Below are 23,489 nucleotides of genomic sequence, written 5' to 3' on the forward strand. Positions count from 1 at the left end.
CGCTTTATGCTAAATAAATAGGCTCGATCCTATCTCATATGCATCCTCGTGTTTCGCCTGTGCTTGGCCTTATCGTGTGGCTTGCTTGCATACTTGGACTGTCTGATGTCTTCGGAGCCACTTTGATCCAAGGCTACGTGCGCGCTGAGACTGCAAGATCCACCAATAGCAGTCATTTTTCACTCGTTCTGGATGGCGACGGTTCATGGCTGATCAGCCTTAAACCTGCTGCTGCACATCTGGACCGCCTTGAGGCCGGACATCTCTCCCATGAAGACACGGCTTATCTGTGCATGTCCTATCCTACCGCCTATCGCCGAATGCTCCGTTCGCTTCCGTCCAATGAAGCATATGATGCCGACGGTATCGTAGGGAGGGGTTGGATCAAACGTGGGGAGATTCCTCAATTCGTGTTTTCAGAATACATGGCCATGCTCTGGCTCGCTTACTCCTCGGACCGGTATTTGGATGCGCACGACCGCTTGCTGGAACCTTGCTATCACGTGGGACATCAAGATTTTGTGGAAAAGAATTTGAGATTTAAAGCTGAGGTAGCCCGGTTCACAGAGCCTCCGCATTTGCCTCGCTCGGTCATCTACTTCAATGACGGAGTATTCCGCGGGACAGATAAGAATGGTAAAGCTGCGAGCAAAAAAGAAACCCCGCCATACGATCTCGGCTATACCAATGCCATCCACCAAGTTTTAGCAGTAACCAATATTGCGGGCCTGCATTTCCCGGTCAGATTCAGTTTTCAGACATTTCGTCCTCAACCCGGGGGCAAGACCAATGTGGATCTGCTGCTGATGAAGGATTACACGTTCATCGCCACGAACTTTGCCGTAGTTCCCAAACTTACGGATTATCGCCCCAAAATCAGTGGTCCCACCGAAGTCACCGATCGACGGGAGTTTCCTCTTACCGGTGTCGAAACGGAATACGTCATCACGGACAGTTGGGTGGACCGCCCTATCCCTGATAGCGGGAAAAAATCGACTGCCAAGTAAGTGGATCAGATTTCTCTTACTTGATTATCGCATCGTAGATCGGTTTCTTCAGTGCCCATTCGAGCATGAAGGAGTAGGGGATGGTTTGTTCCATCGTCACGACCACGAGTTCATCTTTTGGCGAGGCCCAGTAATGTGTGCTGGCCATGCCACCCCAGCCCCATTCACCTACGGGCGCGGCGGCATCCCATTTGTCAGACGCCGCGGTGCGGACATTGAAGCCAAGGCCAAACCCAATGCCATGACGCAGTTCGTTGCCGAACCGGATGGGCATGGCCTCCTCGGGCACTTCATTATGAGTCATGAGATCCACGGTCTTCTTTTTCAAAAGACGTTTGCCGTGCAGCTCGCCGCCGTTGGCGATCATTTGGAGGAAACGGAGATAATCGCGGGTAGTGGATACGAGCCCGCCACCGCCGGAGGAGAAGTTCGGCTTGAGGCGATAATTGCTCGTGGCCGGAACATCATTGGTTTTCAGCGTGCCTTTGCCGTCTGAGTTGTAAGCGGTCATGAAGCGATCCAGTTTTTCCGCGGGCACATGGAAACCGGTGTCCTTCATATCGAGCGGCGTAAAGATGCGTTCTTGGAAGAAGACGGCAAGCGGTTTGCCGGAGGCCACTTCCACGACGCGACCCAAGACATCGGTGCCGAAGCTGTAGAGCCATTGTGTGCCTGGTTCAAACTTCAAAGGAAGCTTGGCAATCTTCACGCCAAACTGTTCCAGCGTTTGATTACGATCGAAGAGATTGGCCGCCTTAAAAGCCTTGTCGGCTTCACCATTACCCACACCGCCATAGGTGAGGCCAGAGGTGTGGCGCATGAGGTCGCGCACGGTCGGTTCGCGTTTCACCGGTTGCAAGCCGCTTTCAGACCAGATCTTGATGTCTTTGAATTCAGGGATGTATTTGGAGACGGGATCGTCCAGGCCGATCTTGCCTTCCTCATAGAGCATGAGCGCGGCGGCGCTGGTGATGGACTTGCTCATGGAGTAGATGCGGATGATGGCGTCCTCACGCATCGCCTTGTCCGCTTCGATGTCCATTTTGCCGAAGGTTTTGTTGTAGACGATCTTGCCCTTGCGCGTGACGGCGACTTGCGCGCCCGCGAGACGTTTCTTGGCGATGAGGTCCTCCACGATCTTGTCCACCTGCGCGAGTTTTTCGGAAGACATGCCCACGCTTTCCGGCTTGGCGGTGGGAAGTTCTTTGGCGCAGAGGGAGAGTGACTGGCCAAGGAGGACGAGAGCACACAACGGACTGACCCAAGAGTTGGAGATGGACATGGCGCGAAGGATGTTGGGTGGGGTAAGGAGTTGCAAGTTTTCAGTGCTCAGTTTTCAGCCGGTTGTACCGGAGGCCTAAAAAGTTTCGTGTTTCTGGTCTTGGGTTTCGGGTTGGTAAGGATGCGCTGATCGATTTGGGGGCATTGCCGCGACTCGGAGAGTCCGGCTCCAAAGAAAAAGCCCGGAAGCTTTGGCTTCCGGGCTTTGCTAGAGTTTTAAATGGTCAACCGCTTAGTCCTTGGCGGTGATGGTCCACATGCCGGACATGATGGCGGTGCTGGTGTTGGTGTTGCCCAGCGTCTTGGCCGGAGGCAACGTTTCCACATGGCCGTCCAGCATCAGGTAGTTCGCCATGCCGTTCTGGAAATCATTGGCGAGCAAGCTGGAGGAAGAGGACGAGGTGGAGAGCAACTCGGAAGCGCTCTGCATCCACGCGTTCTGTGTGACCAAGGAGCCCTGGGCGTTGTCTTGGTTGATCATCTCCGTGTAGAGGATGGTGTCATCCGCAGCCTGCACCATGGAGGTGCGGACGGCGAGCTGACGGCGGGCAACGATCGGGTTCGCCGTGTTCGGCGAGGTGTCCATCGTGTTCCAACCCACGGCAGCAGCACCTGCGCCAGAGAGGGCGTCTACGTTCCAGTTCAGGCCGATGCCCGTCTTGTTTGCCGGGCTAGGCGGCCAATCGCGGGAGGCTGACGGGGTCACGCTGGCAAAGGTGAACGTGCCCATGTTATGCCGCGGTATGGAGTAGCTGCGGCGCACGTTATTGCTGGGATTGTTGCTCGGGTTCATCGGAACCTTGTCTGCCGGGCAGATGAGGAGCGGGATGCCCTTGAGGCTGGTCGTGCCGCCGTACGTGGTGGAGGCGCCGATCTGCGTCGCGGAGCGGCTGCCACCGAGATAGGTATCCAGCAAATCATCCCACGTGACGCCCAGGCCGGAGCCGGGACGGAGGGAGGCGTAAGTGGTCTTTTCGGTGTTATCGCTCGTATACATCGCGGCGGAGACGCCGATCTGTTTGAGATTGCTCATGCACTTGGCAGTGAGGGCGCGTGTCTTGGCCTTGGAAAGGGCCGGGAGCAACATGCCCGCGAGGATCGCGATGATCGCGATGACGACGAGCAATTCGATGAGGGTGAAAGCCCGCATGTTATGCTTGGGCTGGATAGGGGAGGTCATATGTGTGTCTCGAGTCAGGTTTAAATCAGTTGCCGATGCGTTTGTTGATCTCGGCGGCGGTTTGCAGGTAAGCGCGTTGGGCCTGTTCGGCGGTCAGCGGGGCGGGATCGACATCACCGGGCTGGCGAGCGGCGAGCACGATGCGATTCTGCTGGGCGTCATAGAAGAATTTTTTGCCTTCCGGCGCCTTAGGAAGCTGGCGGATGAGGCCGCGCTCCACGAATTCATTCACACTGGTAGGCGGGCGACCGATCTCGGCGAGAAACACGCCGGTCAAAATTTGGTTTAACTGGGCGAGTGCCTGTTCAGCATCCGCTGGGACTTCTGTGCCGGCGATGGCTGCAGGGGCACCAGAATTGCCGCCAGCGAGCGGAGCGGCAGTGGGGGCTGCTGGAGCGATGGCTGCAGCGGGAGCCGCACCTAATTCAACACTAGCTTGGGCTGCGGCCGGAGCGGGAGCCGGGGACGGAAGATCGGCTTCTTCTGACTTACCACAACCTACCAAAAGGAGGCAGGCCACAAGGTAAGGAGAACTTTTTACAACTGTGTGCTTCATAAGTTTACTATTTAACTCCACTGCAGTGTGTTTGGCTCGCTTTTTTTTAAAAAATCAGTAAATACACGTAAAACTGTCAAATTTTTCCCGGTTGATTTATTTAAAACTAATGAAAATCATGTTTAAAATTCAATAATCTAATCAATGTTTGCGCCGTAATACTCGGTAAAGATAGAGATAATGGGGGAACTCCTAGTCGATTTAGCGGCGTGGACGGTAGAAAAGAGTCAAAGATTCGAGATCTTGGCTTAAAAGCTCCAACTGCCAGCCTTGATGGCCGGCGGCGATGGTGGAAAGCATAGCGGCTGTGGTGAGCTCCGGCTGAGTGGTGAGGGCCGTGAGCCAAGTCTCCGCCTGGATCCCTTGGGCGGGTAAGTGGATTGTTTCAGGCAAGCGGCCGTGAAACCAGCCCGCGGGCATGCCGATGAGGCCGCGCTCCGCGCAGGTGAGAGCCCAGAAGACACGGACGAGTGAAGCCAGCATGATGGAAGCCCCACCTTTCAGCGGGCCGTGACAGGTCCAGCCCTCTTCCGCTTTATTCTGCAGACAAAGAGTGATGCCATCGCGCTCCAGTTTCCACGCGAGGACTTTTGCAGGAGCGGGCCAGACGCCGGCACGATTGAAGCGCGGTTTCAATTCGCGCAACAAAGAGGCTTCTTGTGCCAAGGCGGCGTTTTCATCCGTGCATTCCTGATAATCAATCCGAACCACGCATTTCAGGAGACGCAGGAGGCGTTTGGGGACACGGTCGGGATTGGCCACGCGATAGCTGCCTAATCGTTGACGGAGATTCTTGGCTTTGCCGATGTAAACGATGGCCTCGGTATGATCGCGCATCAAGTAAACGCCAGGGCGTTTGGGGAGCTGGCGGAAGAAATCGGCGCCGAGCCGTTCCACCAACGGCTTGGCATCCGGAAACAGCAATGTCTGACCGCCTGTCATCACACTTATGGAACGGCAATCGATAACGGCTGGCGAGTGCGATTTTGTCGCATTTTTGTCTCACTTTCAGGTGGGCATTATTTGAATCTCAAATGACAAATTTTGTTCACTGCTTTTGATTGGTGCTGTTAACCGATGTTGTCATTAATATCTCGACAGATACAGCCGCCATCCTAGCTTGCGGTTTGTCACCTGTTCGCAGCTTTCAGTGACACATGTTTGCGCGGAGCCTGACACAACTTCGCGTAGCCAGAAAAAACTATCGCCTATGGCACAGCCGCCTCCGGAGCAGATAAACTTTTCTGCCGCCGCCCGCTTCAAGGGCATGATCGTGGGCATCATCGTTCTGATCGCCACGATCCTTTGTTCTGCCGTGCTGCACTTCCGCGCGATGGATGCGCTCAAGCATCAGGTGCGCAACAACCTCATCCGTGCAGCGCAGAATGTCGCCCGGGAAGTGGATGGTGATCTGCACCGGACATTCACGAGCAAGGACCAGGAGACAACGCCAGAATACGAGAAGGCACTAATACCTCTGCGGCGGGCATTGTATTTCGTCGAACACGGCAAGATGCGGCGGAATGATTATCGCTTCATTTACACGTGCGTGATGTCCAATTCACAGGTCTATTTCGTGCTCGACCCGACTCCGCCGGGTGATGCAGACAAGGACGGTGTGGAGGACAAATCGCACATCATGCAGCCGTATGATGAGGCGAGTGAACAGCTCAAGAACACCTTGACGAGCGGCGAACCTTACGGCGATGAGGAACCTTACAAGGATGCTTGGGGCACGTTCGTGAGCGGTTATGCGCCGTTCTACGATTCGCACGGGAAACTGGCGGGCGCAGTCGGTGTGGACTGGTATGCGGATACGTATGCCGAGCGTCTCGCAGGCATCCGTCGCGCCTGGTATCTGCAGATCGCGTTGTGTTTGATCAGCGGGTTCGTCTCCGGTCTCGGGGCAGGCATGGCGCTCGTGAAACGCGAACGCGCAGAAGCTGAACGGCGTCATGCAATCGAGGAAGCGCGGCGCAATCGTGAGCGCTGGCGAATCATGGTGGAAACCTTGCCCAAGCCGGCGGTGCATTTGGAAGACGGTGTGTTCTGGATCAATGCGCAGACGGAACATGCGCTTGGTTACAAACGTGATGAGATCAAGTCGCTGGATCATTGGTTCGAAGTTCTTTTCGGCGACAAGGCCAAAGAGATCCGCGCGTTATATGATGCCGATCGTGCAGCCGGCTTCCCGAAATCACGTGAAGTGGTGGTGAAGCATAAGGATGGCCGTGAACGCTGGGTGGAATTCACCGCACACATCTACGAGCCGGGTGAGGTGTGGTTGCTCGAAGATATCACGGAGCGGAAGGAATATCAGGCGCATATCATCAGGGCACGTGAGGAAGCGGAAGCGGCCGCAGCGGCGAAGAGTTCCTTCCTCGCTACGGTCAGTCATGAGATCCGCACGCCGATGAACGGTGTCATCGGCATGACCAATCTGTTGCTCGAATCGCCCTTGGAGGTGCGCCAGCGTGAGATGACGGAGACGATCCGTAATTGCGGTGAAGCACTCATCGTGGTGATCAACGACATCTTGGATTTCTCCAAGATCGAGTCCGGCGGTATGGAGTTGGAAAAGGAGCCGTTCGACCTGCGTGCGTGCGTGGAAGATTGCCTCGATCTCTTTGCACCGAAGGCGGCGGAGAAGAGCATCGACCTGGTTTACTCGATGCCGAAGGAATGTCCGGGCACTGTCCGTGGCGATTCCACGCGGTTCCGTCAGGTGTTGTGCAATCTCATCGGCAACGCAGTGAAGTTCACCCACGCGGGTGTGGTGGAGGTGCGATTGGAGATCGAAGGTGGTGGCAATCCGGCGACGGGGGATGACTTCACCTTGCGTGTGAATGTGCGTGATACGGGTATCGGTATCCCGGCAGACCGCATGGATCGCTTGTTTAAGAGCTTCAGTCAGGTGGATTCCTCCACGGCCCGCAAGTACGGTGGCACAGGCTTGGGTTTGGCTATCTCGAAGAAACTTTCGGAATTGATGGGTGGTGCGATGGGTGTGACGAGTGAAGTGGGCAAAGGTTCCGTGTTCTTCTTCACGCTCCGCACGAAGGCTGAGAAGCCGCTCAATCCGCTGGGCGCGATCCAGGCGAATCCTTCGCTGGAAGGTGTGAAAGTATTGCTGGTGGTGGACAACCAGACGACGCGTGAGATTCTGCAAGGCTACTTGCACCAGTGGGGCATGCAGTGTCTGGCGGTAGATGAGGCGCAGCAGGCCATCCGCCTGTGGAATGACCGCGGGCCGTATAATCTATTGATCACTGATCTGCAATTGCCGGGTATGGACGGCATGCAGCTCTGTCGCAAGCTGCGCGAGACTTCGGCGAAACCGCCGAAGATCATCATGATCACCTCCACGACGCGGGAGGACATCAAGAACGAGGCGAAGGCGGTGGGTGTCTCGCAAGTGCTGCAGAAGCCTTTGCGCCCAAGCACGCTGCTGATGGCGATCGAAGAGATTCTTGCCTTGAGCACGCGTCTCGTCACAGCGGCGCAAGCGGCTCCGGCGGCTTCTCCGACATCGGTGCTGGCGAATGAGCATCCGCTGAAGATTCTCGTGACGGATGACAACAAGGTGAATCAATTGGTCGCGCGCCGCATGTTCGAGCGTTTTGGTTATCAAGTGGACATGGCGGGCAATGGTGTGGAAGCGGTGGCGGCGGCGCAGAAGCAGACGTATGACGTCATCTTCATGGATGTGCAGATGCCGGAGATGAACGGGTTCGAGGCCACGCAACGCATCCGCGAACTGCTGCCGAAAGAGAAGCAACCGCTCATCGTGGCACTCACGGCGAATGCGATGGAGGGTGATCGTGATACGTGCCTGCAAAACGGCATGAATGATTATCTCTCGAAGCCGCTCAGGTTCCCGGATCTGGAGAAGGTGTTGAAGGGTGTGAAGCGGATTTCCGTCAGTTGATGACTAGGAAGCGGTAGCCGACATCGTAGCTGGGCTGGGTTCTGAGAGAGCCATACTTGGCATCCCATTGACCTGATTGGAGATCGTCTTGCAGACGTTTCAGGCCGTGTGCGACTTTTGCCTCATCCTTCCACGCGAAGTCGGAGATGCTGTCGAGGATGGCGGGGTTCAAATAGTCCTCAGGGTGAGTTAGACGGGTGGCACCGAATTTATCCAAGAGATCGAGCGGCAGTGGAAAATCCAAAGCGGTGACGTTTCGTTGAGTGAGGCGTTTGAATTCATCAATGACTTGCGAGAGGCTGGCAGTGTCGCTGTAGGGGAGGCCGAAATCTGGAAAGTAATCGGTCAGCCAGTATTTTTCGAAGTGCCGGTGGTCGAACATCAGCATAATGATGGGGCCCCGCCCTATGACTCGGCAGATATCACGGAAGGCTGCGGGGTAATCGTGCAGGCGGTGTGAGGCCAGAATGATGATCGCGGCGGCGGCAGAGTTGGTGGGAAGGGGGAGGTTTCCAGCTTCGCCGTGAATAATACGAACGCGTTTGTGAGGGGTGGTTTCACAAGAAGTGAAATCATGAGAACCAACGACAGCGATCATTTCGTAGGCGCGATCGGCAAGGGCGAGGGAGTATTTATCCGTGCTAGGGCAGATATCGAGAATGGTGGAATCGGGAGGCAGGTTTAGCAACATCACCAGTTTTTCGATGATGAGCGGATCGGCAACGCCGGGTTGTTGGGCGAAACCATTGCTGATTCTTTCGAAGAGAGATGGGGGGCGCTTCTTTTCGAGGATCATGATGTCCTCATGGGCCGACCAATATGCGCGTCTAGTATCCCAAATGCCTTCATAAATCTCCTCCGGGTCCAGGCCTATGCCGACGTGTTCACCGAGGATATCTTTGAAGTCATTCCGGAGTTCGGCGTGTGAATTGCCGCTGCCCGCCCAACAATGGCATTGTGAGGGGTAGCGTTCAGCCAAGTTTTTTATGACTAATTCTTTATGATCAGGAAGCTCTTGAAGAGCGCGGGCCAGCAAGGCTTCGTCCGCGATGCCACGGATGGGGAACTGCAAGCGGCGGAAAATGGTGACGACGAGTTCCGGCCATTTTTCATGGGCGAGATGGGTTTCGAGATCGGCGACGGAATCGAAGAAGTAGTGATCGCTGGGTCCAGCACTGTGTGGTCGATACCAGTCTACGTAAAGCTCACCGGCTTCTGTGAGCCATGCCTGGAGTTTTTGGCGTTGTTCAGGAGTCAGGGTGAGTTTGCTCATGAGGCAGAATTAATGGAGAGCAGCTTGTTTGCGGAGACTTTCCAATTGGTGGAATCGGGTTTCATGATGCGTTGCCCTCAGCTTGGTTTATCCGAACGGTGCTGCTGATTCAATCGCTCATGCGGGGCTGGATAGCAAGCGGCGGATCATTCCTTTTTGGGTGAGGCGGGCTTTCATCCGCCTCACTGGGGCGGTGAATTTTAAGGACGGTGAACCACTGGTTCTTGTTGCTCACCCGTAGTTGCAGATGCCGTCGAAGCTGGTCTGAATTGGAGATGGAAGGGAATGGGGATGAGGCCGGATTGTTCGCGGCGGCGAATGATGATCCATGATCCGAGGCCAATGGTAAGGATGGCGGCGCATTCGCGGGCGAGGCGGGGCCAGTCGGTACGGATGTTTAGATTGTGATACAAAGGGCTAGATTGCCAGTTGCGATAAGGTTCCTGCCTGAAGGAGAGCAGTCCTCGTGGAGCTGAAGATGAATCGAAGTTGCCTTCGCTCCACGCCTTGCGTGGGAATAGGCAGGCGAGAGCGAGCAAGCAGCCAGTGCATAGAATGACGGCAGCGGATAGACGGTAGGGCAGACGTATCGACTGCGGAATGGGCAATAAAAATAGAACGAAAAGGGTGATACTTCCTAAAAAGGCTTCAATGCCGATGAATTCAAGTCCTGCCCGGATGGCGTTCATACCTGGCTGCCCCCGTGTGAGAAGAGCCGTGGTTTCCAGCATGAGATAGCTCAAGCACAGGGTGAACAGGAATAAACCAAAGCGTTGAAGGCGGCTGACATCCTGCCAAAGCAGAGCGATCATAACGGCGAGCAGAACGGGGGACAGTAAAAGAATCCACACATATCCGCCATGTGTAACCGCGAGAATCTGGCACCAGAAAAATTCCAGATGGGTGATAACGGTGATGGCGACCAGATTTAGAAATCGGTCTGACATGTGTTCTCAATTAGACCGGGCAGGGTGAGCCGGCTCACGTGATGAAATACGTGGCTGACTTCCAGAGGATGCTTTTGGTTTCTGTGTCGAGCCAGTTCATTTGGTAAAATGGATTGTGGAATCTGGTGCTCGCTTTTCTGAAATATCAAGGGAAGCGGGTGATTGGTCAAATGGGAATGAGGGGAGGTTAGTTCTTGTTTCTGGTTCATCCGCCCCTCCGGGGCGGTGTTTTTTAACACGGTTAACCACGGGTTCCCTTTGGTCACCCGTGGCATTTGCCCCGTTCGGGGCAATAGGGCTGTTGCGTGATTGAAGCACCTATATTGATTGGTGGTGATGGGTTCTGTGTAAGTAATTGGGAATCAGTTTGTTTCGAGGTGGGAAGATAAGTTATTCACAGTATTCACATGGACAGCCAATGTCCTACCCCCTTCGGTAAAGTATGAGGTATGAAGGATGAATTATGAAGGAGACAGATGGGAAACATCGAACACCGGTTGCACCGGCTGGCCAAAACATCGAACTCCGAACATCGAAATGCGGAGAAGGTGTGGTAAGGGAGGGGATTAGGCGCGCTGGTAGGTGCAAGGGAGGCCTTGCGGTGCGGGCGGGGGGTATCCATATTTCTAGGGTCATTGTGAAGATGTTGTCGGGCACCCCTCACCCTGGCCCTCTCCCCTCCGAGGGGCGAGGGAAGTGGAAGCCTCAAGGGTTATTGAGTGGGTGGTCAGTTCGGATGCGAACGAATGAGATGAGACTTTTGATTGCCATAACGGGTGCGAGCGGGTCGATGTATGCCCAGCGGTTGCTGGATAACATCGATTGTCGCGTCCATGAGGTGCATGTGATGTTGAGCCAGTATGCGCCGCAGGTGATCGCGGAGGAGCTGGGCGAAGGGCTGAAGCTGCCGGAGGGGGTGCTGCAGCATAGTCATAAGTCCATGAATGTGCCGTTCGCGAGCGGGTCGAATCCACCGGATGCGATGGTGATCATCCCGTGTAGCATGGGCACGTTGGGGCGGGTAGCGCATGGGGTGAGTTCGGATTCGCTGCTGCGGTGTGCGGATGTGATGCTGAAGGAGCGGAAGAAGCTCATCCTGGTGCCGCGTGAGACGCCGATGAGTCTGATCCATGTGAAGAATTTTGAACTGCTGTTGCTGGCGGGGGCGATGATCCTTCCGGCGAATCCGTCTTACTATACGTGTCCACAAACGGTGGAGCAGGTGGTGGATACGGTGGTGGCGAGGGTGATGGATCATTTGGGGTTGCCGCAGAAGCTGGTGGCTAGGTGGAAGGAAGAGGAAGAATGAAGAACGCAGAAGGTAGAATGGGGGCACCCCTCATCCTCAATCCTTCTCCCCTCCGAGGGGAGAAGGAAGATTTGAGGGCGAGGACGATTACGAAGTAGAAAATTTAAGATGTTTTCGACGATCAAAAAATGGGCGGAGTTTGTGAAGTTCAGCCATACGGTGTTTGCGCTGCCGTTTGCCATCGCGTCGATGGCGCTGGCGTCGCGGGACACGAAGGGCTGGCCGGGATGGCGCGTTTTCGGCTTAGTCTTGCTAGCGATGGTAGGAGCGCGGACGTGTGCGATGGCGTTCAACCGCATCGTGGACCGGAAGTTCGATGCGGAGAATCCGCGCACGGCGGAGCGGCATCTGCCGGCGGGCAAGATATCGCTGGCGAGTGCGTGGACGCTGTGTGCGTTGAGCGGCGGGCTGATGGTCTTTGCGGCTTACATGCTGAATCCGCTGTGTTTCTATCTGTCACCGGTGGCGTTGTTCTTTGTGTGTTTTTATTCGCTGACGAAGCGGTTCACGGATTTCACGCATGTGTGGTTAGGCCTGGCGCTGGCTTTGGCGCCGATCGGTGCGTGGATCGCAGTGCGGGGGACGGTGGATTTCACGCCGATACGCGAAGGGTTCGCGCTGCCACTGATGCTGGCGGTCATCGTGTTGCTCTGGCTCATCGGGTTCGACATCATTTATGCGATCCAGGATTATGAGTTTGATCGCAAGAAGGGTCTGCACTCGCTAGTGGTGCGGTGGGGGCCGAAGAATGCGCTGCAAGCGGCGACGCTGGCGCATGTGATCATGTTGGTGCTGCTGGCGCTCTTCGGATTCCTGGCGAGTTTTCGTATCGCCTATTTCATCGGTTACCTGATGATAGGCATCAGCATCGTGTTCGAGCATTGGCTGGCACGGCGGCGCAGCATTAATTGGGTGAATAATGCTTTTTTCCGTTTGAACGCCGTGGTGAGCATCGTATTCATGTGTGTTACGGTGGCTGAAGTGACTTTTGTTGGTTTTCGTTACGACCGATGAGCTTTGTCTTAAAACATAGTGAGTTGCGCGACATCTACGAGAAGGTGGTCGCGGGGACGCGCATTACCGATGAGGACGCGCTGCGCCTGCTGGAGAGCAAGGATCTGAACGCGGTGGGCGCCATCGCGGATTTCGCGCGGCAACGCAAGGTGGGGAATCGCGCGAGCTACATCGTCAACCGCTACATCAACTATTCGAACTACTGCATCCTGAGCTGCCAGTTCTGCTCGTTCTCGAAGAAGAAGCGCGATGCGGATGGCTTTGAACTGACGGTGCCACAGATCGTCGCGAAGGCGAAGGAAGCGCAGAGCATCGGCATCACGGAACTGCATATCGTGGGCGGGCTGCATCCTTCGCTGCCGTTCAGTTATTACACGGATATGTTGCACTCGCTGAAGGCGCTGGAGCCGAAGTTGCAACTGAAGTGCTTCACGGCGATCGAGATCTTGCATCTCGCGTGGCTGGCGAAGAAGAGCGTGGAAGAGACGTTGCGCGAATTGAAGGCGGCGGGGTTGGATTCGTTGACGGGTGGTGGGGCGGAGATTTTCCGCAAGGAAGTGCGGCAGCAGATCGCGAAGGGTAAGGAATCCGGCGAGGAGTATCTAGATGTGCATCGCACCTGGCACAAGCTGGGCGGGCGCAGCACCTGCACGATGCTCTTTGGTCATGTGGAGTCGCTGCCAGATCGCGTGGATCATTTGCGACAAATCCGTGCCGTGCAGGATGAGACGCATGGGTTTGTGGGCTTCATCCCGCTGGCGTATCAGCCAGATGGGAATCGCATTCCGGTGGATCATCCGCCGACGGGATTTGATTCGCTGCGGACGATCGCGGTGAGTCGCATCTACTTGGATAACTTTGATCACATCACGGCGTATTGGGTAGGGCTCGGTACGAAGCTCGCGCAGGTGGCGTTGAACTACGGTGCGGATGATATTCACGGCACGATTGTGGAGGAGCATATCTTCCACATGGCGGGTGCGAAATCGCCGCAAGCACAGAAGGAAGCGGATATGGTGAAGGCCATCCGCGAGGTGGGCCGCACGCCGGTGCAGCGGAATACGTTCTACGAGCCGATCAAGGTGTGGGATGACGCGGGTGTGAAAAAAGAGGAGGCGATGGCGACGGCATGAGTGATTTTCCTCCAGCATTACAGGCGTATCTGGACGCGTTGACTGCCAAGCAGCAGCGACTGGCCGGGATGCAGCCATTGCCGCCGGAGTTGGTCCGCAGCCTGGAGCATAAACTGCGCATCGAGCTGACGCATGCCTCCAATGCGATCGAGGGAAATACTCTGACGCTGCGGGAAACGCAGTTGCTGATCGATGAAGGGATCACGCCAGCGGGAAGCAAATCGCTGCGGGAGATCCATGAAGCGATCAATCACAACGAAGCGGTGAAGCTGCTCTACACGAAGGCGCAGCAAACGGAGCCGGTGAGCGAGCGTGATATTTTGGATTTGCACGCGGTGGTGTTGAAGAACATCGATGATAATTGGGCGGGACGTTATCGGAACATGCGCGTGTTTGTGACGGGCAGTCCGTTGATACCGCCGAATCCGCAGAAAGTGCCGACGCTGATGGCGGAGTTCATCGAGTGGTTGGCAAAGGAAAAGGCGCATCCGGTGAAGCTGGCGGCAGATGCGCATTATCGATTAGCGAAGGTGCATCCCTTTGTGGATGGCAATGGGCGCACGGCGCGATTGCTGATGAACCTGATCCTTTTGAAGCATCAGTATCCGCTGTCGGTGATCCAATCGGAGCGGCGGGCGGAATATATCACGGCGATGGATGAAGGGGATCGTGGAAATTTTACACCGTTTTATCAGGTGATATTTCAAGCGGTAGAGCGTTCGCTGGATCTGTATCTGGGAACGGATGAATAGAAGTGCATGAGTGACGAGATTCCAAAATTGCGCATGGCTTCGCCCAGAGAGGCGGATGAATTGGCGCATAATATCCAGCGTGAACAACGCGCGGTGCAACAGCAGCGTGCGTATGAGCTGGAAGATTCGCTCGCGCCATTCCGCGTGGGTTCGGTGCCATATCTGAACGCGGTGCCGCTGACGCGGGGATTGGAAGACCAGATTGTGTTTGAGCCGCCTTCGAAGCTCGCGAAAATGTTGAAGTCGGGTGAGCTGGACGCGGCGTTGCTCAGCATCACGGAAGCGTTGTTGAACGATGGCTACGACATTCTGGACAGTATGGGCATCGCCTCGCTGGGCGAGGTGTACAGCGTGGTGCTGGTGCACAAGGTGCCGCTGGAGCAGGTGAAGGAAATTTTCTTGGACACGGCTTCCTGCACGAGCGTGAACTTGCTGAAGGTGTTGCTCGCGGAGAAGGGCTGGAAGCCGGAGTTGAAGCCGCTCGAGAGCTACGATGCGGCGAAGAATCACGATGCGGTGTTGCTCATCGGCAATGCGGCGATCGAGTTTCGTCGTGCGAATCCTGAGGCTGAAGTGTGGGATCTCGGCACCGCTTGGATGGAGCTGACGAACCTGCCGTTTGTGTATGCGGTGTGGGCGCTGCAACGCGGGCAGGAGAATCGCAAGCTCCGCCGACTTTTGCGTGAAGCGCGTGATTTCGGGCTGGACACGATGGATCACATCATCAGCAGTAACACGCTTTACGATCTCGATTTCCGGAAGGATTACCTCGGCTGGCATATCCATTATCACATGGGCAGCGATGAGAAGCGCGGCATCGCGAAATTCATCGAGCTGCTGAACAAGCACGGGCTGGGGCCGACGTATCCGCCGAAGTATGTTTCATAGCATGATCTACGACGCGACATTGGATGAGTTGTTGCAGAAGGTGTGGGATGGCGGGCGCATCGATGCCGTCGAAGCGCGCCGTCTGTATGCGTTGCCGCTGGAGGAACTCGGTGCGCTGGCGGATCGACGCAAGCAACTGGCGCGTGCGAAGGCGCATGGTGGCAAGGGTAACGACATCGTGACCTACATCGTGGATCGCAACGTGAACTATACGAATGTCTGCAATGTGTATTGTAAGTTCTGCGCGTTCTGGCGGTCGGAGAAGGATGCGGATTCGTATGTCATCACGCTGGATGAGATGGATCGTAAGATCGAGGAGACCATCGCGCTCGGGGGGAATCAAATCCTCATGCAGGGCGGGCATCATCCGAAGCTCACGAAGCAATGGTATCTCGATCTGCTCTCACATATCCGCGCGAAGTATCCGGGCTTCAACGTGCATGGATTCAGTCCGAGCGAATTCATTGCGTTTCAAGAGTTTTTCAAAGAACCCGTCGAGCAATTGCTGAAAGATTTCACGGCGGCGGGGCTCGGCAGCTTGCCGGGTGGCGGTGGTGAAATCCTCGTGGATCGCGTGCGGAATCGCATCGCACCGTTGAAGGCGAACACGGGTGAGTGGATGGGCGTGATGGATAAGGCGCACGCGCTGGGCCTCGCGACTTCGGTCACGATGATGTTCGGTCATGTGGAGACGGTGGATGAACGCATCGAGCATCTCGAGGTCGTGCGCAGCCAGCAGGAGAAGTCTTTGTTGCGCTTGGGTGCACGGGGCACGCCGATCGAGCAAGCCGTGTGGTTCGCGGATCAAGTGGAGCAGGGGAAGCTAAACGGTGGCGCGTTCACGGCGTTCATCTGCTGGACGTTCCAGCCGGAGAACGCGGTGTTGAAGGCGCCGACGGTCGGCTCGCATGAGTATTTGCGCATGCAGGCGCTGGCGCGGATTTACTTGGATAACATTCCGAGCATCCAGAGTTCCTGGGTCACGCAGGGGCAGGAGATCGGGCAGATCGCGCTGAAGTATGGTGCGAATGATCTCGGCAGCATCATGATTGAGGAGAACGTGGTGAGCGCGGCGGGGACGACGTTCCGCATGGGCGTGGCGGATATGCAGCGGCTGATCAAGGATTTGGGGTATGAGCCGAAGCAGAGAGATAATTGGTATCGATTGGTGGAGCCGAAGGTGGAAACCAATGTGCTGCCGGATTCCAGCCGGCAGTAAGGGGGCTATCGTTTGCAAAGCTCGTGTGTGAGTAGAAAGCGAGTTTGTTTTGCCGCCAGGGTAAGGGGAGAAAAGGTTGTTGGCTTCGTCGTGAGCGCTTGAACTGCCGGCTGGAAGCCGGCAGCACGGGGCGGTGGGATTCGTCGGTGCCCCACTATTGACGGGAGAGGAAGCGCGGCCTAGCTTCGGGACGTTCCGGGGAGCCAACCAGCTTCGCCTGCAATGCGAGTTCAGGCGGATGCTAAAGGCTGAGAGTTCAGTGCGGGTGCACTGGAGACCCTTTGAACCTGATCCGGGTAATGCCGGCGAAGGGATGGCGGTCGCAGTGCGACTTCCCACCTTCACCTCATCCCGGTCCAAGTCAGCATGAATGTGTATATGCGTGTAGGCGCTGGCTGACTGGCTGAAAACTTGAAACTGAAAACTTTACACTTTCAAATATGATCGCACCGAAAGACTCCATCGAACCGCACAGCAGCGAGCAGTTGCCCAAGTCCAAGCGCGTCTATGTGGCGGGCCAGCTCCATGCGGATGTCCGCGTGCCCATGCGCGAGATCGAGGTCGGCGATACGAAGTCCTACACCGGTGCTGTCACGAAGAATGCGCCCGTGCGCGTCTATGATTGCTCCGGTCCGTGGGGCGATCCCGCCTTCACCGGCCGCTCGGATGAAGGTCTGCCCGCCTTGCGCCGTGACTGGATCATGAAGCGCGGTGACGTGGCCGAATACGAAGGCCGCGAGGTGAAGCCCATGGACAATGGCTACCTCTCCGGCAAGCACGCGGAATTCGCCAGCAAGGCGGAACGCAACCGCCTCGTGGAATTTCCCGGATTGCTGGGCAATCGCCGTCAGCCTTTGAAGGCGAAGAGCCATCCCGTCACGCAGCTCTGGTATGCGCAGCAGGGCATCATCACGCCGGAGATGGAATACATCGCCATCCGCGAGAACATGGGCCGGGCGAAGATGGCGGACCTCGCGAAGGACAATATTCGTAACGACCTGAACAAGCAGCACGCTGGTTCCACGCAGTTGCCGAACAGCGAATATTCGCCCAGCGTTTTCCGCCGCTTCCCGCAACGTATCCCGAATGAGATCACCGCTGAATTCGTCCGCAGTGAAGTCGCTGCCGGACGCGCCATCATCCCGGCGAACGTGAATCACCCGGAGCTGGAGCCCATGATCATCGGGCGTAACTTCCTCGTGAAGATCAATGCGAACATCGGCAACAGTGCCGTCGCTTCGAGCATCGAGGAAGAAGTCGAGAAAATGCGCTGGGCCACCAAGTGGGGCGCGGACACCGTGATGGATCTCTCCACCGGCAAGAACATTCACGCCACGCGCGAATGGATCTTGCGCAATTCACCTGTGCCTATCGGCACTGTGCCAATTTATCAGGCGTTGGAGAAAGTCGGTGGCAAGGCTGAGGACCTTACGTGGGAGATTTATCGTGATACGTTGATAGAGCAGGCGGAGCAGGGTGTGGATTATTTCACCGTGCACGCCGGCGTGCTCCTGCGCTTCATCCCGCTCACGGCGAACCGCATGACGGGTATCGTCAGCCGCGGCGGCAGTATCATGGCCAAGTGGTGCCTCGCGCATCACAAGGAGAGCTTCCTCTACACCCATTGGGACGAGATATGCGACATCATGGCCGCGTATGACGTCAGTTTCAGCATCGGCGACGGCTTGCGGCCAGGCTCCATCGCGGATGCGAATGACGAGGCGCAGTTCGGCGAACTCCAGGTGCAGGGTGAACTCACCAAGCGCGCATGGGCAAAGGGTGTGCAAGTGATGAACGAAGGCCCCGGCCACGTGCCCATGCACATGATCGAGGAAAACATGGCCAAGCAACTCGAGTGGTGCCATGAAGCGCCGTTCTACACGCTGGGGCCACTCACGACGGATATCGCGCCCGGTTACGACCACATCACCAGCGGCATCGGTGCCGCTATGATCGGTTGGTACGGCTGCGCCATGCTGTGCTACGTCACGCCGAAGGAACACCTCGGCCTGCCGAACAAGAAGGACGTGAAAGACGGCGTGATCGCCTACAAGATCGCCGCCCACGCGGCGGACATCGCCAAGGGCCATCCCGGCGCGCAATATCGCGACAACGCCCTGAGCAAAGCCCGCTTCGAATTCCGCTGGGAAGACCAGTTCAACCTCGGCCTGGACCCCGTCACGGCGCGCGAATTCCACGACGAAACCCTCCCGCAAGAAGGCGCGAAAACCGCCCACTTCTGCTCCATGTGCGGCCCGCATTTCTGCTCCATGAAGATCACGGAAGACGTGCGGAAATACGCGGCAGAGCAGGGGATCGCTGAAGAAGAGGCGTTGAAGAAGGGGATGGAGGAGAAGAGTAAAGAATTTGTCGAAAAAGGTGCAGAAGTTTACTCAAAGGCCTAAGAGTGGCGTGTCGCGCCGAAGCCTTAGTGTAGGCGGAAGAAGGGCTCAGAAGTTTATTCGAAGGCGTGATAGATTTTAGACGCGTTGGGCGCGTCATCGGCTAATGCTCAACGAACTTGATATTGTACGCGATGTTTCCATCCGCCTTGAGCGGGGAGGCATCGCTTTCATGCTTACGGGTTCGATGGCGATGAACTACTACGCCCAGCCGCGCATGACTCGTGATATCGATGTCGTGGTGGCGCTCGCTCCGGGGGATGTAGAGGGTATCATCAAGGCCTTCTCGTCGGACTATTATGTCTCGCGGGATGCTGTGATGAGTTCCATCCAGAATCATTCCATGTTCAATCTGATCCATCTGGAAAGCGTCATCAAGGTGGACTGTATTGTTCGCAAGGATATCGCTTACCGGCAGATGGAGTTTGGCCGCCGTCAGCGCATCCAGATCGAAGATTTTTTCACATGGATCGTGAGCAAGGAAGACCTCATCATCTCCAAATTATTTTGGGCCAAGGATTCTCATTCTGAGCAGCAGTTGCGAGATGTGAAGAATCTCGTGGATACAGGCTTTGATGCGGCCTATATCCAGCACTGGACGCAAGAGTTGGGAGTGGCTAGCTTATGGGAGCAATGCAAACCATGAGTGACACGCCTCCGGAGATCGCTGAGATGGTTCGTGCCCGGCTCATGGCGCGCTCTGGTGCGGAACGCTTCCGCATGGGAGCGGATATGTTCGTAGCGGCCCGCCGGATGGTATTGGCCTCCTTGCCTGCGGATATCACTGCTGAGGAGCGCAAGCGGTTGCTTTTCGAGCGGATTTATGGAGAGCCGTTTCCTATGGCGATTAGGCTTGGGTGATGAGAGACACGAAACTAACAACCCAAAACTCGAAAACCTGCGCTAGCGGAGTTTGTAGAGAAGGGCGCGGAGGTTTGTTTGAAAGCGTGACATATCCGAGTGTTGCGCTCTACTATTTGACCAACCATCTATGAAGACACGCACGCATCTAGCAGTTACACTAAATCAGAATAATCGGAAGTTCTTTCTGACAATGCTTCCCGCTCGGGATTTGGTTCAAATCAGCTATGCATCAGTGCGAAATCGTGACAAAGAAGAGGGGGCTGTCCAAAGAATTCTTAACCCTCGTCGTATCGACAGTGTAAAGGACTTCACATTAAAAGGTGGCGACTATCCAAACTGTATAATTCTTAATTGGGTTGATACTCACGATAAATTGAAAATAACGGGCAATAAAATCACTGTTCCTCTTAAAGACCGGGCTGCTCAAATAATTGATGGGCAACATCGAGTTGAAGGGATACGAGCGGCAATTAAAGCGAAACAATCAATTGGCGATTTGGAAGTTCCAGTGGCCTTTTATCAGAATCTCTCTACGCAAGAATGTGCCGATATTTTCCTTTCGATTAATACTGAACAGAAACCCGTTGCACGAAGCTTGGTTTATGACCTTTATGATGTTGCAAGCGATCATGTTGTCGATCCAGCAGCAGTGCGTGCACGTGATATAGCCGAACAGTTGAATGATCAGAAGGAATCGCCATTCAATGGTTTGATTCGCCTTCCAAACACAGAGGTAAAGAAGGGGCGGGTAGCTGGAAAGCAAAGCAACGGCGTCGACTTGTCCACAGTCGTTACCGCTCTCAAGCCCCTTGTGGAAGACAAGGGAGTCTTTGAACAGGTCGGAATAATCGAACTTCAAATGCAGGCGTCTGCTTTGCTCAATTTCTTTGAAGTGTTGAAGGGGTGGTATGCTGGTCTTTGGTCCGACAAAGACAACGTGTTTCTGACCGCTGCCGGATTCTCGGGCGCAGTCGACTTTTTCAAGAACAGGCTCGTTCCTTATTGTAATTCAAAAGGCTCTTTTGAGTTCAAAACTATCAATGAAGCGCTTGATTTGGATTCGCATGCAGTCATTCTTAGGTCGCATCTCAAAGGTCTCCAGGGTCGAGCTGCACTGCGTGCAGTGTCGGAGATGTTAACTGAGCGTTTTAATCCTAAAATTGCAGCAGGTGCAAAAAAATTGAAGTTTTAGCGCTTGTATGCCCAAAGGAGATGCATATGTCTCAAGACTCCTGCCGGTGGGGATTTCAAAGGCAGACATTCGCCTAAGAGTGATTACTCCAGTTGAGGCAGTGACTTTAGAGAGAGCGCTACTTGAAGATGCTGTAGACCTTTACTATTCGGCTTGGGTTAGTTTTATGGATGCGTTGCGTGGCATTCAGTCGGAATGCGGCACTTGGGCTACAGTGAAGTTATACTATTCCGCATTTTATACACTTCGCTCTGCGCTAGCGCTTGGGAAAATATGCGCTTTTCACGTGGGCCATTCATCCTTTTCGGTGAAGGCGATCGCTGGTCAAACTCCGAGTTCATGCACTGATAGAGGAACTCATAAAAGTGTCCTGAATACTTTCAATCGCGAGTATCCCGGACACGCTCTGGTTTCCCAACAAATCGATTTGCAGAATGCTTTAGATTGGTTGGTTGATAAACGAGAGGCGGCTAATTACCAGCAAGCGAGATTTAGCGAGCCTGAATTTTCTCCTGAATTTGACTTTGTGAATAGGCAAGGGTTACGCAAGACGTTGGGGACATATCTTTCTGACACATCACTTCTCTATGTGTTCGATCCTGATCATGCGATCGTCGCCTACCCGCTTCGCGCGCTCCAGATGATAGGCGATCAGATGCTTGCGGCAGCTATTCCTATGGCTTTGTCGCCAGAAGAAGAATCTTTTCTCAAATCAAAAGCTTCAGACAAGGTGGGCAACTTGACGGCGTTAGTTAGTGAAATGAAACGCTTGAGGCTCCTTAGCTAGTTTTGCTATACAATATGGCATGTAAGAGGCCTGAAAGACGACTTCTGTTAGAGCAAACTTGTGGCTTTAACCTAACTCTTTCCACGAGGCGGGTACTATGGTTGTTGAATCCGTTCCCAACATTTAACGACTATCGTTTGAAAAGGTCAGCCTAGCGCAACTCCGCTCTACCAATGTTGGAGGTTGAGGGCAGCCGCTTCTTTGAATTTCGTGCGTCTTTTGCCTTACTACTCCGTTGCTGCTGGGCGAAACCGTTCTGCAATCTTATCCACACCACCGCGCTTACCTTCAACGGGTTGAAAGGTGGAGTTAGTGGCGTTCCATCCAATTTGGGTGGGGTAGGGGTAGAGGGGCATTTCCCAGGTGGGTTTGCCGTTTTCGGCGTGTTTGCCGGTTAGGGCGAAGGGGGCTTTGCCGGTTTCGCGCCAGGCGCGGACGGCTTCGAGGAGGTTGGGCGGTTGATTGATGCCCGGGCCGCCGCCGTGGGCCAGACCCGGGACGACGTAGAAGCGGAAGAAGGACTGCACTTTTTCCAGTCCACCGCACTGGCCGATCACGCGCTCGTAATAATCAATGGAGGCGTGGTAGGGCACGACGGAATCCGCAGTGCCGAGGGTCATAATGAGCTTGCCACCGCGTTTCTCGAAGGCGCGCAGGTCAGAATTCTCTGCGTTCAGATAGGGCGCGAGCTTCGCCGTGTAGGTGTCGATGTCCGCCCCGAAATTGATCTCCTGCAGATTCTTCTCCGCGCCGAAAACCCAGTTGAAGAGATACAGGTGCCCGTGCGACAGCTCGATGGAACTGCCGAGCGGGATGCCATTGAAGATGCGTTCACCGGTCACGGCATGGCGCGGTCCATCGAAGAGTTTGCGCAGCGCGTCGGCGTGTTCATCGGTGAGTGTCTTATCCTTTTTTCGCGCCAAGGCGATGACGGCCTCGATGTCCTTCGCATCGCAACGTGGATCGGAGACGAACTTGCCTGCGGCGATCGGGATTTCCCGCGAGGCCATGTATTCATTCGCCGCCGCCATGATGTTGGCATCCTGCGACTTCGTGAAGGGGCACTTCTTCAATATCTGATCGTTCCACAGGAAGTAAGCGTGCAACGGCGTGCGGCAGTGCGCCGCGACGGCCGCCGCGATGCCATCGTAATCTTCGGGATAACGCTGCGCCTCCTGCAACGCTTGCTGACCACCCGTGGAGCCGCCGCTGAAATACGAGAACTCCGGCGCCTTCCCGTAATGCGCCCGCACGATCTGCTTGGCCGCCACCGTCATGAGATGCGTGGCGCGATAGCCGAAATCCTTCCACACCTCCGGATTGCCCACGCCCGAGAGCGCATTCGGCGCCGTGCCCATATCCGTGGTGGCGACGGCGTAACCTTGGGCACTCGCGCTCGCGAGCCCACCGGGATTGATCTTTCCCGCCGCACCGCCGTTGCCCAGGCCGAGGAAGCGCGCATTCCATTTCTCCGCATCCGGCAGCCAGACCTCCACCTGAATATTCGAGCCTTTCGCCGGTTTGAGCGTCAGCTTCACGATCGTGCGTGTGCCCGAGGGATCGCGTTCCACGCTGGTGATTGTCGCGGTGTCGATCTTCAGCGCGCGTAATGCGGCTGATTTATCTGCGCTGCTTTGCGTCGTCGCCGTCTGGCCGGAGACGGAAAAGCAACTGAGCAGCAACGCGAGCGCGAGGGAGGAAATCTTTCTGTTCATGGGAATGTGCTAGTGCGGGGATGGTAAGCAGGGCAGGGCGGG

20 protein-coding genes and 1 riboswitch are annotated in these 23,489 nt (G+C 55.5%); of the genes, 13 read left to right on the forward strand and 7 right to left on the reverse strand.

The genetic code is table 11. From position 1 onward, the window contains the following. Positions 1-38 precede the first annotated feature (38 nt). Positions 39-1,007 (forward strand): hypothetical protein, encoded by a 969-nt coding sequence (locus tag VGH19_18225; GenBank protein ID HEY1173312.1) that lies wholly within the window; start codon positions 39-41, stop codon positions 1,005-1,007. Between the two features lie 16 nt (positions 1,008-1,023). Here the strand turns inward: VGH19_18225 and VGH19_18230 are convergent, their stop codons facing one another. From VGH19_18230 to VGH19_18245, 4 genes are all read right to left on the reverse strand, one after another. Further along, a complete protein-coding gene (locus tag VGH19_18230; GenBank protein ID HEY1173313.1) occupies positions 1,024-2,289 on the reverse strand; it encodes a serine hydrolase domain-containing protein in 1,266 nt (421 codons plus the stop codon). A gap of 231 nt (positions 2,290-2,520) precedes the next feature. After that, positions 2,521-3,468 (reverse strand): type II secretion system protein, encoded by a 948-nt coding sequence (locus tag VGH19_18235; protein ID HEY1173314.1) that lies wholly within the window; start codon positions 3,466-3,468, stop codon positions 2,521-2,523. Between the two features lie 25 nt (positions 3,469-3,493). Continuing rightward, positions 3,494-4,024: a hypothetical protein gene (locus VGH19_18240; GenBank protein ID HEY1173315.1), complete on the reverse strand. Its 531-nt coding sequence runs from the start codon at positions 4,022-4,024 to the stop codon at positions 3,494-3,496. Positions 4,025-4,225: 201 nt separating this feature from the next. Then, positions 4,226-4,966, reverse strand: a complete 741-nt coding sequence (locus VGH19_18245) for a nucleotide excision repair endonuclease (protein HEY1173316.1) — start codon at positions 4,964-4,966, stop codon at positions 4,226-4,228. Positions 4,967-5,234: 268 nt separating this feature from the next. Between VGH19_18245 and VGH19_18250 the strand changes: the two genes are divergently transcribed. Next, positions 5,235-7,952, forward strand: coding sequence for a response regulator (locus tag VGH19_18250; protein HEY1173317.1), 2,718 nt, complete (start codon positions 5,235-5,237; stop codon positions 7,950-7,952). Here VGH19_18250 and VGH19_18255 read toward each other — a convergent pair. Continuing rightward, positions 7,945-9,225, reverse strand: coding sequence for a methyltransferase domain-containing protein (locus VGH19_18255; GenBank protein ID HEY1173318.1), 1,281 nt, complete (start codon positions 9,223-9,225; stop codon positions 7,945-7,947). The genes VGH19_18250 and VGH19_18255 overlap by 8 nt on opposite strands. A 200-nt stretch (positions 9,226-9,425) precedes the next feature. Beyond that, positions 9,426-10,172 carry a hypothetical protein gene (locus tag VGH19_18260; GenBank protein HEY1173319.1) on the reverse strand — a complete coding sequence of 249 codons (747 nt, stop codon included), beginning with the start codon at positions 10,170-10,172 and terminating at the stop codon, positions 9,426-9,428. Positions 10,173-10,923: 751 nt separating this feature from the next. Here VGH19_18260 and VGH19_18265 point away from each other — a divergent pair. From VGH19_18265 to VGH19_18315, 11 genes are all read left to right on the forward strand, one after another. Further along, a complete protein-coding gene (locus tag VGH19_18265) occupies positions 10,924-11,481 on the forward strand; it encodes a UbiX family flavin prenyltransferase (GenBank protein ID HEY1173320.1) in 558 nt (185 codons plus the stop codon). Between the two features lie 108 nt (positions 11,482-11,589). Next, on the forward strand, positions 11,590-12,495 hold the full coding sequence (locus VGH19_18270; protein HEY1173321.1) for a UbiA-like polyprenyltransferase: 906 nt from the start codon (positions 11,590-11,592) through the stop codon (positions 12,493-12,495). Beyond that, positions 12,492-13,628, forward strand: coding sequence for an aminofutalosine synthase MqnE (mqnE, locus tag VGH19_18275; GenBank protein HEY1173322.1), 1,137 nt, complete (start codon positions 12,492-12,494; stop codon positions 13,626-13,628). The genes VGH19_18270 and mqnE overlap by 4 nt, the downstream gene beginning before the upstream one ends. Continuing rightward, positions 13,625-14,380 (forward strand): Fic family protein, encoded by a 756-nt coding sequence (locus VGH19_18280; GenBank protein HEY1173323.1) that lies wholly within the window; start codon positions 13,625-13,627, stop codon positions 14,378-14,380. The genes mqnE and VGH19_18280 overlap by 4 nt, the downstream gene beginning before the upstream one ends. 6 nt (positions 14,381-14,386) lie before the next feature. Then, positions 14,387-15,268: a menaquinone biosynthesis protein gene (locus tag VGH19_18285; GenBank protein HEY1173324.1), complete on the forward strand. Its 882-nt coding sequence runs from the start codon at positions 14,387-14,389 to the stop codon at positions 15,266-15,268. Further along, entirely contained in the window at positions 15,258-16,487 is a 1,230-nt protein-coding gene (locus tag VGH19_18290) for a CofH family radical SAM protein (GenBank protein HEY1173325.1), read from the forward strand. Before VGH19_18285 ends, VGH19_18290 begins: the two co-directional genes overlap by 11 nt. Positions 16,488-16,673: 186 nt before the next feature. Beyond that, positions 16,674-16,818, forward strand: a riboswitch (TPP riboswitch). A gap of 109 nt (positions 16,819-16,927) precedes the next feature. Next, on the forward strand, positions 16,928-18,892 hold the full coding sequence (gene thiC / locus VGH19_18295) for a phosphomethylpyrimidine synthase ThiC (protein ID HEY1173326.1): 1,965 nt from the start codon (positions 16,928-16,930) through the stop codon (positions 18,890-18,892). 103 nt (positions 18,893-18,995) lie between these two features. Beyond that, positions 18,996-19,535 carry a DUF6036 family nucleotidyltransferase gene (locus tag VGH19_18300; GenBank protein ID HEY1173327.1) on the forward strand — a complete coding sequence of 180 codons (540 nt, stop codon included), beginning with the start codon at positions 18,996-18,998 and terminating at the stop codon, positions 19,533-19,535. Then, a complete protein-coding gene (locus VGH19_18305; protein HEY1173328.1) occupies positions 19,532-19,750 on the forward strand; it encodes a hypothetical protein in 219 nt (72 codons plus the stop codon). The genes VGH19_18300 and VGH19_18305 overlap by 4 nt, the downstream gene beginning before the upstream one ends. 130 nt (positions 19,751-19,880) lie before the next feature. Then, positions 19,881-20,945: a DGQHR domain-containing protein gene (locus VGH19_18310; protein ID HEY1173329.1), complete on the forward strand. Its 1,065-nt coding sequence runs from the start codon at positions 19,881-19,883 to the stop codon at positions 20,943-20,945. A gap of 7 nt (positions 20,946-20,952) precedes the next feature. Continuing rightward, complete coding sequence (locus VGH19_18315; GenBank protein HEY1173330.1) at positions 20,953-21,732, forward strand: hypothetical protein; 780 nt, start codon at positions 20,953-20,955, stop codon at positions 21,730-21,732. Between the two features lie 227 nt (positions 21,733-21,959). Here the strand turns inward: VGH19_18315 and VGH19_18320 are convergent, their stop codons facing one another. Next, positions 21,960-23,447: a tannase/feruloyl esterase family alpha/beta hydrolase gene (locus tag VGH19_18320; protein ID HEY1173331.1), complete on the reverse strand. Its 1,488-nt coding sequence runs from the start codon at positions 23,445-23,447 to the stop codon at positions 21,960-21,962. Positions 23,448-23,489: the final 42 nt, after the last annotated feature.

It is taken from the genome of Verrucomicrobiia bacterium (genome assembly GCA_036405135.1).
Lineage (GTDB): Bacteria > Verrucomicrobiota > Verrucomicrobiia > Limisphaerales > JAEYXS01 > JAEYXS01.

Bases quoted from the DNA above. Each gene is read 5' to 3' on its own strand.
- VGH19_18225 (HEY1173312.1), top strand. From the start codon at position 39: ATGCATCCTCGTGTTTCGCCTGTGCTTGGCCTTATCGTGTGGCTTGCT.
- VGH19_18230 (HEY1173313.1), bottom strand. From the start codon at position 2,289: ATGTCCATCTCCAACTCTTGGGTCAGTCCGTTGTGTGCTCTCGTCCTC.
- VGH19_18235 (HEY1173314.1), bottom strand. From the start codon at position 3,468: ATGACCTCCCCTATCCAGCCCAAGCATAACATGCGGGCTTTCACCCTC.
- VGH19_18240 (HEY1173315.1), bottom strand. From the start codon at position 4,024: ATGAAGCACACAGTTGTAAAAAGTTCTCCTTACCTTGTGGCCTGCCTC.
- VGH19_18245 (HEY1173316.1), bottom strand. From the start codon at position 4,966: ATGACAGGCGGTCAGACATTGCTGTTTCCGGATGCCAAGCCGTTGGTG.
- VGH19_18250 (HEY1173317.1), top strand. From the start codon at position 5,235: ATGGCACAGCCGCCTCCGGAGCAGATAAACTTTTCTGCCGCCGCCCGC.
- VGH19_18255 (HEY1173318.1), bottom strand. From the start codon at position 9,225: ATGAGCAAACTCACCCTGACTCCTGAACAACGCCAAAAACTCCAGGCA.
- VGH19_18260 (HEY1173319.1), bottom strand. From the start codon at position 10,172: ATGTCAGACCGATTTCTAAATCTGGTCGCCATCACCGTTATCACCCAT.
- VGH19_18265 (HEY1173320.1), top strand. From the start codon at position 10,924: ATGAGACTTTTGATTGCCATAACGGGTGCGAGCGGGTCGATGTATGCC.
- VGH19_18270 (HEY1173321.1), top strand. From the start codon at position 11,590: ATGTTTTCGACGATCAAAAAATGGGCGGAGTTTGTGAAGTTCAGCCAT.
- mqnE (HEY1173322.1), top strand. From the start codon at position 12,492: ATGAGCTTTGTCTTAAAACATAGTGAGTTGCGCGACATCTACGAGAAG.
- VGH19_18280 (HEY1173323.1), top strand. From the start codon at position 13,625: ATGAGTGATTTTCCTCCAGCATTACAGGCGTATCTGGACGCGTTGACT.
- VGH19_18285 (HEY1173324.1), top strand. From the start codon at position 14,387: ATGAGTGACGAGATTCCAAAATTGCGCATGGCTTCGCCCAGAGAGGCG.
- VGH19_18290 (HEY1173325.1), top strand. From the start codon at position 15,258: ATGTTTCATAGCATGATCTACGACGCGACATTGGATGAGTTGTTGCAG.
- thiC (HEY1173326.1), top strand. From the start codon at position 16,928: ATGATCGCACCGAAAGACTCCATCGAACCGCACAGCAGCGAGCAGTTG.
- VGH19_18300 (HEY1173327.1), top strand. From the start codon at position 18,996: ATGCTCAACGAACTTGATATTGTACGCGATGTTTCCATCCGCCTTGAG.
- VGH19_18305 (HEY1173328.1), top strand. From the start codon at position 19,532: ATGAGTGACACGCCTCCGGAGATCGCTGAGATGGTTCGTGCCCGGCTC.
- VGH19_18310 (HEY1173329.1), top strand. From the start codon at position 19,881: ATGAAGACACGCACGCATCTAGCAGTTACACTAAATCAGAATAATCGG.
- VGH19_18315 (HEY1173330.1), top strand. From the start codon at position 20,953: ATGCCCAAAGGAGATGCATATGTCTCAAGACTCCTGCCGGTGGGGATT.
- VGH19_18320 (HEY1173331.1), bottom strand. From the start codon at position 23,447: ATGAACAGAAAGATTTCCTCCCTCGCGCTCGCGTTGCTGCTCAGTTGC.